The sequence below is a fragment of the Bradyrhizobium cosmicum genome (assembly GCF_007290395.2).
In the GTDB taxonomy this organism is placed as follows: domain Bacteria; phylum Pseudomonadota; class Alphaproteobacteria; order Rhizobiales; family Xanthobacteraceae; genus Bradyrhizobium; species Bradyrhizobium cosmicum.
The window spans coordinates 3026255-3039197 of record NZ_CP041656.2; the positions used below are offsets into that span (position 1 = coordinate 3026255).

Here is a 12943-nt window from a genome sequence, read left to right on the forward strand (position 1 = left end):
ATCATGATCGCATAGAATCGGTGCAATAGCGGTTGCCGCTATGTCCTGCTTTCTCTGCGGTCATGCCGGCCGTCAGCATCGGTTGGTTTCATGGCGTCCAAGCCTCCCACTTCCAAGCCTCCCTCTCTCGACGACAAGAAGCTCGCTGCGGAAGAGGCGGCTGAGCTCGACAAGAAGCTCGCCGCCGTCAGGCCCGACCTCGAAGACGACGAAGACGAGGAGGATGACGAGCTGGAGCTCGATGACGACGATGAGGACGAGGACCTCGTCGTCTTTACCGCGCGCGAGGCCGCCGGCGCGCTCGCCACCATCCTCGGTTTCGTCAAACCCTTTCTGTCCAACTACAAGCGGATGCTGTCATTCGTGGCGTTCGGCGTCTTCGTCGAGACGCTGTTCAATGTCATCATGCCGCTCAGCTTGAAGTACCTGATCGACGACGCTCTCGGCGAGGAGGATTTCCATGCGCTTTACAAGATCCTCGGCGTGCTCGCGGTCGCCGGCATCTTCACCTCCATCGTCGCGGTCTGGTACGAGCGCTGGGACGCGCGGCTGGCTGCCTGCATCATCTCCGACGTCCGCAAGCGCCTGTTCGAGCACGTTCAGGACCTGCCGGCGGCGTATTTCGGGCGGACCAAGCGCGGCGAGATACTGTCGCGCTTTTCCGTCGACCTTGCGGCCTTCGAGGGGTCGGTCAAGACCTTCGCCAACAGCGCGGCTCTGCCGTTCCTGGAGTTGATTGCGGGCATCATCCTGATGGTGTTTCTGAACTGGCAGCTCGCGGTGGTCGCGCTGCTGGTGTTTCCGATCACGCTGATCGGTCCGCGCATGCTCACGCCGAAGGCGGTGCAGGCCAATTACGAGCAGAAGCTCAACGAGAGCGCGCTGCTCGGCATGGTGCAGGAAAACGTCGCCGCGCAGGCGGTGATCAAGGCGTTCAGCCTGCAACGCCGGATGTTCGGCTTCTTCACCTTCCGCAACGACGAGACCCGCAACAAGATGGCCTCGGCCGCGTTCCTCTCCACCATGGTCGAGAGGACGGTCACCATCTCGGTATTGCTGTTGCACATCGTGGTGCTCGCGATTGGCGCCTATCTGGCAACCAAAGGGCAGATCACCATCGGCACCTTCGTGACCTTCGAGAGCGCGTTCTGGGAGGTATCCTACAACATCGCCCACGTCATGCACTTCGTTCCGGTGTCGATCTCCTCGGCCGCCGCGATCCGCCACATGCAGGAACTGCTCGACGAACCGACGCGCAGTGCCGATCGGCCCGGCGCACCCGATCTGCCGCGCGTCACCCACGACATCACCTTCGACCGAGTGACGTTCCAGTACGAGGGCAGCCAGACGCCGGTGCTGGACAATCTCAGCCTCAAGCTCGATGTCGGCAAGCGTATCGCCATCGTCGGGCCCAGCGGCTCCGGCAAGAGCACGCTGCTCAATCTGATTCTGAGGCTCTACGTGCCTGATGAGGGCCGCGTCACCATCGACGGCGTCGACGTCCGCAAGGTAACGCTGGATTCGCTGCGCCGGAGCATGGCGGTGGTGTTCCAGGAGAACATGCTGTTCAACATGTCGATCCGCGAGAACATCCGGCTCGGCAAGGAAGGCGCGACCGACGAGGAGGTGGAGGAGGCCGCCAGGAAGGCCGAGATCCACCGCTACATCATGAGTCTACCGCAGCGATACGACACGCCGGTCGGCGAGCGCGGCGATACCTTGTCGGGCGGCCAGCGCCAGCGCATTGCGATCGCACGCGCGGTCATCCGCAATCCGTCCGTGCTGCTGCTCGACGAGGCAACTTCGGCGCTCGACCAGACCACGGAGGCCGCGATCAACCGCACACTGCTCAAGGTCGCCAAGGGCCGCACCATGATCTGGTCGACCCACCGCCTGAGCTCGGTGGTCGAGATGGACGAGATCATCGTGATTTCAGGGGGCAGGGCGATCGAACGCGGCTCCCATGCCGAGCTGCTCGCCATGAACGGAACCTACCGCAAATTGTGGAACGACCAGACCCACCAGCCGCACGAAGCGGCGGCTCAGGCCGATGACGACACCGACGATGATGACGACGACCTCGATGACGATGAGGACGAGGACGACGAGGAGGAGTGACCGAGGACGTTCGGCTCCAGATGGAAGGCGCCTCCAAGCGGCCGTACGAGCCCCTGAACCGACCATGCGATGAAGCGCGCCCAGCGCTGCGCCATCCAGTAGGGGCTGGTGCCGATCGAAACCGAGCGGAAGTCGAACGCCTTCGCGGCCGCCCAGTCGTCGCAATCCTGCTTGACCGGATCGGCGTAGAAGGCCGCGATCTTGTCCGCGTCCATCCCGTCGGATGCGAGCCAGTGCGGGATGTAGACGTTGCAGAGCCGCTCGACGTCGGTGAAGACCTTGTCGCAGCCGGTGCCGGCGACGGGGCATGAGGTCGAGAACGCATCCCCGACCAACACGAGGCCAGGCTGGCCGCTTGCATCGTTCGCGTAGAGATCGATCGGGCGAACCTTCAGCTCGCCTTGGATATCGAATGCGCCCGTGATGCGCTTGAGCCGGGGCAGGGCGGCGTCCAGCGTCTCGGCGGGTGCCCGGCGCAGCTTGCGCAGCCAGGGATCGTCGAAGCCGCGATAGACGAACAGATTGGCCCGCATCCGTGTGCCGATCGGAAACAGCGTGATGTAGGGGATGCGGTCGCTGGGGCGCTCCGAGAAGTAGGTCAGCGCCGGGAAATCGAACGTACTCCGCCCGGCCGGGGCGATGTCGAATCCAATTGAGATCGAGTGGCAGGCGCTAACGACTTTCCGCACGATGCCGAGTTGGTGTCGCAGCCCGACATTGAGCCCGTTGGCGAGCACGATCAGGCGGGCCGAGATGGTCTCGTCATTGGAGAGCGTGATCCTCTGCCGCTCCGCGCTCGTCTCGATTGCTATCGCCTTGGCGCAGATGCGCTCGACCGTGGCAGGGATCTCCTCGCGGACCGCGTTAACGAAGGAATCGTAGAGGATGTTGAACTGACGGCTCGGCGCCTTGTCGAGCAGGCGGCCGAATCGCGCGATCCAGTTTTCGCCGGCAAAGGTCGCCCGGCGCAGCACCGATTCTCCGATTCCGGTCCTCAGGAATCGCTCGACCTGGACGTGACCGCTGAGTTTTTCGACTCGAAAGTCCGCCGGATAGCTCTCATGCGGATCGACCAGCACCGCCGAAATGCCGGCGCGGCCGAGCATTGCGGCGGCGGTAGAACCGGACAATCCTCCGCCGATGATGGCAATGTCGGTGTAGCGCATGGCGTGAATCTCTGCCGAAGGCGGCAGATTGCCGCATCAACAGACAAGAAAGCCTTAGCGGGGGTTATAAAAGTACATTGTACCCGGACATAAATGTCCGATGGGGGTGGCGGAACCGTTATGCCGTTCCCATATCCGGGAAGCGCGATCAGTGCGGCGAACGGGCAAATTCCATAGGTGCGAGAAGCGCTTTGTGACTGTCGTTTCGCCTTGACTTGATCGATTCCCACTTATAGAAAGCGCCTCACTTAACGACAGGCGGTGAGCATCGCCAACGTCGGAACGGGCCACCTGTTGATCCCTCGGGATCGGATCCCAAGGGATCGCTGAAGACAGGCACCAACCTCGACGAATGCCGCTCAAACGCTGTCGATCATAGCTAGGCAATGCCAGTGCGATTTTAGTTCTCTTGAGCTCGTTCTCTTGAGATCGAATTCGGATGCATGACCTCGGTGCGCAGGCCGCGGCTTTATGCCGATTGGCCTGAAAACTGCGGTCCTCTGTGGCGTCGTAACGCTTTCCGCTCAGTGATGGAGTGGTTGGCGCAATTTCGCTTTGTGCGGTTTGTTCTGCACGGGGTGGCCTCGTCGGGCAGGGAGCTCGAAAGAATTTGCGGACCCGAAGGGGGCCGCGGCAGAAAAAGGGTGAAGGCCAGAATGCCGACGATCAACCAGCTGATCGCTCAACCGCGGGAAGTGCAGAAGTCGCGCAAGAAGGTGCCGGCGCTGCAGCAGTCGCCGCAGAAGCGTGGTGTTTGCACGCGCGTCTACACCACGACCCCGAAGAAGCCGAACTCGGCGCTTCGTAAGGTTGCCAAGGTGCGCCTGACCAACGGCTTCGAGGTGATCGGCTACATCCCCGGCGAGGGCCATAACCTCCAGGAGCATTCGGTGGTCATGATCCGCGGCGGTCGCGTCAAGGATTTGCCCGGCGTGCGCTACCACATCCTCCGCGGCGTTCTGGATACCCAGGGCGTCAAGAACCGTAAGCAGCGTCGTTCGAAGTACGGCGCCAAGCGTCCGAAGTAAGCGGGAACCAGCTCCATGTCTCGTCGCCACTCAGCGGAAAAGCGCGAAGTTCTTCCGGATCCGAAATTCGGGAACATCATCGTCACGAAGTTCATGAACTCGGTGATGTACGCCGGCAAGAAGTCGGTCGCCGAAGGCATCGTCTACGGTGCGTTCGGTCTCATCGAAGCCAAGACCAAGCAGAGCCCGCTCGGCGTGTTCGAGCAGGCGCTCGAGAACGTCATGCCGACGATCGAGGTTCGCTCCCGCCGCGTCGGCGGCGCGACCTACCAGGTTCCGGTCGAGGTTCGCTCGGTGCGTCGTCAGGCGCTGGGCATTCGCTGGCTGATCTCGGCTGCGCGCGAGCGCAACGAGAAGACGATGACCGAGCGGCTCTCTGCTGAGCTCCTGGATGCGTCGAACAACCGTGGCAACGCCGTCAAGAAGCGTGAAGACGTGCACCGGATGGCGGAAGCCAATCGTGCCTTCTCGCACTATCGCTGGTAACGGCGACACACTCGGACTCGCAAGGAACGACCTATGCCCCGCCAACATGCCATCGAAGACTACCGTAACTTCGGTATTATGGCGCATATCGACGCCGGCAAGACCACGACCACCGAGCGCATCCTGTATTACACCGGCAAGAGCCACAAGATCGGCGAAGTGCACGAAGGTGCCGCGACGATGGACTGGATGGAGCAGGAGCAGGAGCGTGGCATCACGATCACGTCGGCTGCGACCACCGCGTTCTGGGCCGGCAAGCGCCTGAACATCATCGATACTCCCGGCCACGTCGACTTCACCATCGAAGTCGAGCGTTCGCTGCGCGTGCTCGACGGCGCCGTGTGTGTGCTCGACTCGAACCAGGGCGTCGAGCCCCAGACCGAGACCGTCTGGCGCCAGGGTGACAAGTACAAGGTTCCGCGGATCGTCTTCGCCAACAAGATGGACAAGACAGGCGCTGACTTCTTCAAGTGTCTGGCCGACATCGTCGACCGTCTCGGCGCCAAGCCGATCGCGATCCAGCTTCCGATCGGTGCCGAGAACAACTTCAAGGGTCTCGTCGACCTCGTGAAGATGAAGGGCATCGTCTGGAACGACGAATCGCTCGGCGCGAAGTTCGACTATGTCGACATTCCGGAAGACCTCGTCGACCAGGCCAAGGAATACCGCGAGAAGATGGTGGAAGCCGCCGTCGAGCTCGACGACGACGCTTTGGCTGCCTTCCTCGACGGCAACGAGCCGGACGAAGCGACGCTGAAGCGGCTGATCCGCAAGGCGGTGCTGACCGGTGCGTTCTATCCCGTGCTGTGTGGCTCGGCCTTCAAGAACAAGGGCGTGCAGCCGCTGCTCGACGCCGTCGTGGACTATCTGCCGTCGCCGATCGACGTGCCCGCGATCAAGGGCACTGACGACAGTGGCAACGAGGTCGTGCGCAAGGCCGACGACAAGGAGCCGCTCGCGCTGCTCGCGTTCAAGATCATGGACGATCCGTTCGTCGGCACGATCACCTTCTGCCGCATCTACTCCGGCGTTCTGCAGAGCGGTACCGGCGTCGTGAATTCGACGCGCGAGAAGAAGGAGCGCATTGGGCGCATGCTCTTGATGCATGCGAACAACCGCGAAGACATCAAGGAAGCCTATGCCGGCGACATCGTCGCGCTGGCCGGCCTGAAGGAAGCGCGCACCGGTGACACGCTGTGCGATCCCGACAAGCAGGTGATCCTCGAGAAGATGGAATTCCCCGAGCCGGTCATCGAGATCGCGATCGAGCCGAAGTCCAAGGCCGACCAGGAGAAGCTGGGCGTGGCGCTGGCCAAGCTCGCCGCGGAGGATCCGTCCTTCCGCGTGTCGACCGACCAGGAGTCCGGCCAGACCATCCTCAAGGGCATGGGCGAGCTCCACCTCGACATCAAGGTCGACATCCTCCGTCGTACCTACAAGGTCGACGCAAACATCGGCGCGCCGCAGGTGGCGTTCCGTGAGCGCGTCACCAAGAAGGCCGAGGTCAAGTACACCCACAAGAAGCAGACCGGTGGTACCGGTCAGTTCGCGGAAGTGTCGATCGTGGTCGAGCCGAACGAGCCCGGCAAGGGCTACGAGTTCGAGTCCAAGATCGTCGGCGGTGCTGTTCCGAAGGAATACATCCCCGGCGTCGAAAAGGGTCTCAACAGCGTGATGAGCTCTGGCGTGGTCGCGGGCTTCCCCGTGGTCGACGTCAAGGTTCAGCTCGTCGACGGCAAGTATCACGACGTCGACTCGTCGGCGCTCGCCTTCGAAATCGCATCGCGCGCGGCGTTCCGCGAAGCGCTGCAGAAGGGCAAGTCCGTCCTGCTCGAGCCGATCATGAAGGTCGAAGTGGTGACCCCGGAAGACTATACCGGCTCGGTCATTGGCGACCTGAATTCGCGGCGCGGTCAGATCCAGGGTCAAGACATGCGCGGCAACGCCAACGTCATCAACGCGATGGTGCCGCTCATGAACATGTTCGGTTACGTGAATAACCTGCGCTCGATGAGCCAGGGTCGCGCAACCTTCACCATGCAATTCGACCACTACGCAGAAGCGCCGGCCAACGTGTCGGCAGAAGTCCAGAAGAAGTTTGCCTGATTGTCGTCGGTCTAGAGCTGACGATTGAACGGAGAGTCAAATGGCCAAAGCAAAGTTTGAACGTAACAAGCCGCACTGCAACATCGGCACCATCGGTCACGTCGACCATGGCAAGACATCGCTGACCGCGGCGATCACCAAGGTCCTCGCCGAAGCCGGCGGCGCGACGTTCACCGCGTACGACCAGATCGACAAGGCACCGGAAGAGAAGGCGCGCGGCATCACCATCTCGACCGCGCACGTCGAGTACGAGACGCCGAACCGCCACTACGCGCACGTCGACTGCCCCGGCCACGCCGACTACGTGAAGAACATGATCACCGGTGCCGCCCAGATGGACGGCGCGATCCTGGTCGTGTCGGCCGCTGACGGCCCGATGCCGCAGACCCGCGAGCACATCCTGCTCGCCCGCCAGGTCGGCGTGCCCGCGCTCGTCGTGTTCCTCAACAAGTGCGACATGGTCGACGATCCGGAACTGCTCGAGCTCGTCGAGCTCGAAGTTCGCGAGCTGCTCTCGAAGTATGACTTCCCGGGCGACAAGATCCCGATCATCAAGGGCTCGGCTCTCGCCGCTCTCGAAGATTCCGACAAGAAGCTCGGCCACGACGCCATCCTCGAGCTGATGAAGAACGTCGACGAATACATCCCGCAGCCGGAGCGTCCGATCGACCAGCCGTTCCTGATGCCGGTTGAAGACGTGTTCTCGATCTCGGGCCGCGGCACCGTCGTGACCGGCCGTGTCGAGCGCGGCATCGTCAAGGTCGGCGAGGAAATCGAGATCGTCGGTCTCCGCGCGACCCAGAAGACCACCGTCACCGGCGTCGAAATGTTCCGCAAGCTGCTCGATCAGGGCCAGGCCGGCGACAACATCGGTGCGCTGCTCCGCGGTACCAAGCGCGAGGACGTCGAGCGCGGTCAGGTGCTGTGCAAGCCGGGTTCGGTCAAGCCCCACACCAAGTTCAAGGCTGAGGCTTACATCCTCACCAAGGAAGAGGGCGGTCGCCACACTCCGTTCTTCACCAACTACCGTCCGCAGTTCTACTTCCGCACCACCGACGTGACCGGTGTCGTGCATCTGCCGGAAGGCACCGAGATGGTGATGCCGGGCGACAACATCGCGATGGAAGTGCACCTGATCGTGCCGATCGCGATGGAAGAAAAGCTCCGCTTCGCGATCCGCGAAGGCGGTCGCACCGTCGGCGCCGGCGTCGTCGCCTCGATCATCGAGTAATCACGCGACAGGGAATGGCGAGTGGCGAATGGATGAAATCCATTCGCTATTCGCTACTCGCCACTCACTAAGAAAGACACGGCAATGAACGGCCAAAACATTCGTATCCGTCTCAAGGCGTTCGACCATCGTATCCTCGATACGTCGACCCGCGAGATCGTGAACACGGCGAAGCGCACCGGCGCGCAGGTCCGCGGACCCATTCCGCTGCCCACCCGCATCGAGAAGTTCACCGTCAACCGTTCGCCTCACGTCGACAAGAAGAGCCGCGAGCAGTTCGAGATGCGCACCCACAAGCGCCTGCTCGATATCGTCGATCCGACCCCGCAGACTGTCGATGCTTTGATGAAGCTCGACCTAGCCGCCGGTGTCGACGTCGAGATCAAGCTCTAAGATTTTTGGATCACGTTCGCGACTAGCGGACAGAAAGAACAGGAAGCACGCCGATGCGCTCCGGAGTGATCGCACAAAAGGTCGGAATGACGCGGGTCTTTACGGAGGCCGGCGAACATATTCCAGTGACCGTGCTGAAGCTCGGCAATTGCCAGGTCGTAGGCCACCGCACTGAAGAGAAGAACGGTTACGTCGCGCTCCAGCTTGGTTCTGGCAGCCGCAAGACCGTGTACTTGCCCAAGGCCGAGCGCGGCCAGTTCGCGGTCGCCAAGGTCGAGCCGAAGCGGCAGGTCGAGGAATTCCGCGTCTCCGCGGATGCCATGATCCCCGTTGGCGCCGAGATCCTCGCCGATCACTTCGTCGTCGGCCAGTTCGTCGACGTCACCGGCACCTCGGTCGGTAAGGGCTTCGCCGGCGGCATGAAGCGCTGGAACTTTGGCGGTCTTCGCGCCACGCACGGTGTGTCGGTCTCGCACCGTTCGATCGGTTCGACCGGTGGTCGTCAGGACCCCGGCAAGACCTGGAAGAACAAGAAGATGCCCGGCCACATGGGTGTCGACCGCATCACCACGCTCAACCTTCGAGTCGTTCAGCTCGATGTCGAGCGTGGCCTGATCCTCGTCGAAGGCGCCGTTCCCGGCTCCAAGGGCGGCTGGATCCGCGTGCGCGACGCCGTCAAGAAGCCGCTGCCGAAGGAAGCTCCGAAGCCCGGCAAGTTCAAGGTTGCTGGCGACGCGGAAGCCGCCCCGGCTGCGCAGGAGGCGTGAGATGGAATTGAAGGTCACGACCCTCGAAGGTAAGGAAGCCGGCTCCGTCCAGCTTTCCGACGCCATTTTCGGCCTCGAGCCGCGCCAGGACATCATTGCGCGTTGCGTGCAGTGGCAGCTCAACAAGCGTCAGGCCGGCACCCACAAGGCCAAGGGCCGCGCCGAGATCTGGCGTACCGGCAAGAAGATGTACAAGCAGAAGGGCACCGGCGGTGCTCGTCACGGCTCGGCCCGCGTGCCGCAGTTCCGCGGCGGCGGTCGTGCCTTCGGTCCGGTGGTGCGTTCGCACGCCACCGACCTGCCGAAGAAGGTCCGCGCGCTTGCTCTCAAGCATGCGCTGTCGGCCAAGGCCAAGGACGGCGATCTGCTGGTGATCGACAAGGCTGCGCTGGAAGCTGCCAAGACCAAGGCGCTGCTCGGTCACTTCTCGGGCCTCGGCTTGACCAACGCGCTGATCATCGATGGTGCCGAGCTCAACAACGGCTTTGCCGCTGCGGCCCGCAACATTCCGAACATGGATGTGCTGCCGATCCAGGGCATCAACGTCTATGACATCCTGCGCCGTCGGAAGCTTGTTCTGACCAAGGCCGCCATCGATGCGCTGGAGGCGCGCTTCAAATGACGAAGAACATCGAGCCTCGCCATTACGACGTGATCGTCGCTCCGGTTGTCACCGAAAAGGCGACGCTGGCGTCCGAGCACAACAAGGTCTTGTTCAAGGTGGCCGCGAAGGCGACCAAGCCGCAGATCAAGGAAGCGATCGAGAAGCTGTTCGACGTCAAGGTCAAGAGCGTCAACACGCTGGTCCGCAAGGGTAAGACCAAGGTCTTCCGCGGCAATCTCGGTTCGCAGTCGAACACCAAGCGCGCGATCGTGACCCTCGAAGAGGGCCACAGGATCGACGTCACCACCGGTCTGTAAGGTCGTACGACGATGGCACTGAAGACATTCAATCCCACGACGCCGGGCCAGCGCCAGCTGGTCATGGTCGATCGTTCGGCCCTGTACAAGGGCAAGCCGGTCAAGGCGCTCACCGAAGGCAAGCACTCCTCGGGCGGTCGCAACAACACCGGTCGCATCACCGTGCGCTTCCGCGGCGGCGGTCACAAGCGGACGCTTCGTACCGTCGACTTCAAGCGCGACAAGGTCGATGCACCCGCGAAGGTCGAGCGGCTGGAGTACGATCCGAACCGGACCGCGTTCATCGCGCTGGTGAAGTACGAGGACGGCACTCAGGCCTATATCCTGGCGCCGCAGCGCCTGGCCGTCGGCGACTCCGTGGTTGCCGGCAACTATGTCGACGTGAAGCCGGGCAACGTCATGCCGCTCGGCAACATGCCGGTCGGCACGATCATCCACAACATCGAGGTCAAGATCGGGAAGGGCGGTCAGCTCGCCCGTTCGGCTGGTACCTACGCCCAGCTCGTCGGCCGCGACCACGACTACGTCATCGTCCGTTTGAACTCGGGCGAGCAGCGCCTGGTGCACGGCCGTTGCCGCGGTACGATCGGCGCGGTGTCGAACCCGGATCACATGAACAGTTCGATCGGCAAGGCCGGCCGCAACCGTTGGCTGGGCCGCAAGCCGCATAACCGCGGCGTTTCGATGAACCCGATCGACCATCCGCACGGCGGTGGTGAAGGTCGCACCTCGGGCGGTCGCCACCCGGTTACTCCGTGGGGCAAGCCGACCAAGGGCAAGAAGACCCGCAGCAACAAGTCGACCAACAAATTCATTCTCCTAAGCCGCCACAAGCGGAAGAAGTAAGGAACGACGGACATGGTTCGTTCAGTCTGGAAAGGCCCGTTCGTCGAGGGTTCTCTGCTCAAGAAGGCAGATGCCGCGCGCGCGTCCGGCCGTCACGACGTCATCAAGATCTGGAGCCGTCGTTCGACGATCCTGCCGCAGTTCGTTGGTCTGACCTTCGGTGTCTACAATGGTCAGAAGCACGTCCCGGTGGCCGTCAACGAGGAAATGGTTGGTCACAAGTTCGGCGAGTTTTCGCCGACCCGGACCTTCCATGGCCACTCCGGGGACAAGAAAGCCAAGAAGGCTTGAGGATTAAACGATGAGCAAACCTAAGCGCGAACGGAGCCTCGCCGAGAACGAGGCCAAGGCGGTCGCCCGGATGCTGCGGGTGAGCCCGCAGAAGCTCAATCTGGTCGCCCAGCTCATTCGCGGCCGGAAGGCGGCTGCTGCGCTCGCCGATCTGCAGTTTTCGCGCAAGCGGATCGCGGTCGACGTGAAGAAGTGCCTGGAATCGGCTATCGCCAACGCCGAGAACAACCACGACCTCGACGTCGACGATCTCGTCGTGGCGCAGGCCTTCGTCGGCAATGGTCTCGTGATGAAGCGCTTTGCCGCCCGGGGCCGTGGCCGTTCGGGTCGCGTCTACAAACCATTTTCGCAGCTGACGATCATCGTTCGTCAGGTCGAAGCCGAAGCAGCGGCCTAAGGGACGCAGGAGCACACGATGGGTCAAAAGATCAATCCGATCGGTCTGCGTCTCGGCATCAACCGGACCTGGGATTCCCGCTGGTTCGCCGGCAAGCAGGAATACGGCAAGCTGCTGCATGAGGACGTCAAGATCCGCGAGATCCTGCACAAGGAGCTCAAGCAGGCGGCCGTCGCTCGCATCGTGATCGAGCGTCCGCACAAGAAGTGCCGCGTCACCATCCACTCGGCTCGTCCGGGCGTGGTGATCGGCAAGAAGGGCGCCGACATCGACAAGCTGCGCAAGAGGGTCGCGGACATCACCTCGTCCGACGTCGTCATCAACATCGTCGAGATCCGCAAGCCGGAGCTCGATGCGACGCTGGTGGCGGAATCGATCGCGCAGCAGCTGGAACGCCGCGTGGCGTTCCGCCGCGCCATGAAGCGCGCCGTTCAGTCGGCGATGCGTCTCGGCGCGGAAGGCATCCGCATCAACTGCTCGGGTCGTCTGGGCGGTGCGGAAATCGCGCGCATGGAGTGGTACCGCGAAGGTCGCGTGCCGCTGCACACGCTGCGCGCCGACATCGACTACGGCGTTGCGACCGCGTTCACGACCTTCGGCACCTGCGGCGTCAAGGTCTGGATCTTCAAGGGCGAGATCCTCGAGCACGATCCGATGGCCCAGGACAAGAGAATGGCCGAAGGCGAGAGCAGCGGTGGTGGTGATCGTGGTGGCCGTGGGCGCCGCGACAACGCTGCGGCCTGAGCTGCACCAAGAATTTGAGGGCTTGAAGCCATGATGCAACCTAAGAAAACGAAGTTCCGGAAGGCGCATAAGGGCCGTATCCACGGCGTTGCGTCCTCGGGCGCGACGTTGGCGTTCGGCCAGTTCGGCCTGAAGGCGACCGAGCCTGAGCGCGTCACCGCGCGCCAGATCGAAGCCGCTCGCCGCGCGCTGACCCGCCACATGAAGCGCGCCGGCCGCGTCTGGATCCGCGTGTTCCCCGACGTTCCGGTGTCGAAGAAGCCGGCCGAAGTCCGCATGGGCTCCGGCAAGGGTTCGCCGGAACTGTGGGTCGCGCGCGTCAAGCCGGGCCGGGTGCTGTTCGAGATCGACGGCGTCAACACCCAGACGGCGCGTGAAGCTCTGACCCTGGCGGCCGCCAAGCTGCCGATCAAGACGCGCTTCGTCGAGCGCATTGCGGAGTAATGGCC

15 protein-coding genes are annotated in these 12943 nt (G+C 62.8%); 14 read left to right on the forward strand and 1 reads right to left on the reverse strand.

What is annotated here, in order from left to right; translation table 11 throughout:
• Positions 1-90 precede the first annotated feature (90 nt).
• The gene (locus FNV92_RS14420) at positions 91-2118 is read left to right on the forward strand and encodes an ABC transporter ATP-binding protein (protein ID WP_143845921.1); all 2028 of its coding nucleotides are present in this window, start codon (positions 91-93) and stop codon (positions 2116-2118) included.
• Here FNV92_RS14420 and FNV92_RS14425 read toward each other — a convergent pair.
• The gene (locus tag FNV92_RS14425; RefSeq protein ID WP_143845920.1) at positions 2043-3284 is read right to left on the reverse strand and encodes an FAD-dependent oxidoreductase; all 1242 of its coding nucleotides are present in this window, start codon (positions 3282-3284) and stop codon (positions 2043-2045) included. The two genes, FNV92_RS14420 and FNV92_RS14425, sit on opposite strands and share 76 nt — an antisense overlap.
• Positions 3285-3940: 656 nt before the next feature.
• Between FNV92_RS14425 and rpsL the strand changes: the two genes are divergently transcribed.
• The 13 genes from rpsL to rplP all read left to right on the forward strand — a co-directional run bounded on the left by rpsL (position 3941) and on the right by rplP (position 12938).
• Complete coding sequence (gene rpsL, locus FNV92_RS14430; RefSeq protein ID WP_007603006.1) at positions 3941-4312, forward strand: 30S ribosomal protein S12; 372 nt, start codon at positions 3941-3943, stop codon at positions 4310-4312.
• A 15-nt stretch (positions 4313-4327) separates the two neighbouring features.
• Entirely contained in the window at positions 4328-4798 is a 471-nt protein-coding gene (gene rpsG / locus FNV92_RS14435) for a 30S ribosomal protein S7 (RefSeq protein WP_041748231.1), read from the forward strand.
• Between the two features lie 33 nt (positions 4799-4831).
• Positions 4832-6904, forward strand: coding sequence for an elongation factor G (gene fusA / locus FNV92_RS14440; protein ID WP_015685400.1), 2073 nt, complete (start codon positions 4832-4834; stop codon positions 6902-6904).
• Positions 6905-6944: 40 nt separating this feature from the next.
• Entirely contained in the window at positions 6945-8135 is a 1191-nt protein-coding gene (gene tuf / locus FNV92_RS14445; RefSeq protein ID WP_008136415.1) for an elongation factor Tu, read from the forward strand.
• Positions 8136-8219: 84 nt separating this feature from the next.
• The gene (rpsJ, locus tag FNV92_RS14450) at positions 8220-8528 is read left to right on the forward strand and encodes a 30S ribosomal protein S10 (RefSeq protein WP_002712302.1); all 309 of its coding nucleotides are present in this window, start codon (positions 8220-8222) and stop codon (positions 8526-8528) included.
• A 53-nt stretch (positions 8529-8581) separates the two neighbouring features.
• A complete protein-coding gene (rplC, locus tag FNV92_RS14455; RefSeq protein ID WP_015685401.1) occupies positions 8582-9295 on the forward strand; it encodes a 50S ribosomal protein L3 in 714 nt (237 codons plus the stop codon).
• Position 9296: 1 nt separating this feature from the next.
• Positions 9297-9917, forward strand: a complete 621-nt coding sequence (gene rplD, locus FNV92_RS14460) for a 50S ribosomal protein L4 (RefSeq protein WP_015685402.1) — start codon at positions 9297-9299, stop codon at positions 9915-9917.
• Positions 9914-10216, forward strand: coding sequence for a 50S ribosomal protein L23 (locus FNV92_RS14465; RefSeq protein WP_011088149.1), 303 nt, complete (start codon positions 9914-9916; stop codon positions 10214-10216). Before rplD ends, FNV92_RS14465 begins: the two co-directional genes overlap by 4 nt.
• 12 nt (positions 10217-10228) lie before the next feature.
• Positions 10229-11062, forward strand: coding sequence for a 50S ribosomal protein L2 (gene rplB / locus FNV92_RS14470; RefSeq protein ID WP_015685403.1), 834 nt, complete (start codon positions 10229-10231; stop codon positions 11060-11062).
• Positions 11063-11074: 12 nt separating this feature from the next.
• Positions 11075-11353 (forward strand): 30S ribosomal protein S19, encoded by a 279-nt coding sequence (gene rpsS, locus FNV92_RS14475; RefSeq protein WP_008136357.1) that lies wholly within the window; start codon positions 11075-11077, stop codon positions 11351-11353.
• Positions 11354-11363: 10 nt separating this feature from the next.
• A complete protein-coding gene (rplV, locus tag FNV92_RS14480; RefSeq protein ID WP_008136353.1) occupies positions 11364-11750 on the forward strand; it encodes a 50S ribosomal protein L22 in 387 nt (128 codons plus the stop codon).
• A gap of 18 nt (positions 11751-11768) precedes the next feature.
• The gene (gene rpsC / locus FNV92_RS14485) at positions 11769-12494 is read left to right on the forward strand and encodes a 30S ribosomal protein S3 (RefSeq protein ID WP_008136351.1); all 726 of its coding nucleotides are present in this window, start codon (positions 11769-11771) and stop codon (positions 12492-12494) included.
• 30 nt (positions 12495-12524) lie between these two features.
• Positions 12525-12938, forward strand: coding sequence for a 50S ribosomal protein L16 (gene rplP, locus FNV92_RS14490; protein ID WP_008136349.1), 414 nt, complete (start codon positions 12525-12527; stop codon positions 12936-12938).
• Positions 12939-12943 lie beyond the last annotated feature (5 nt).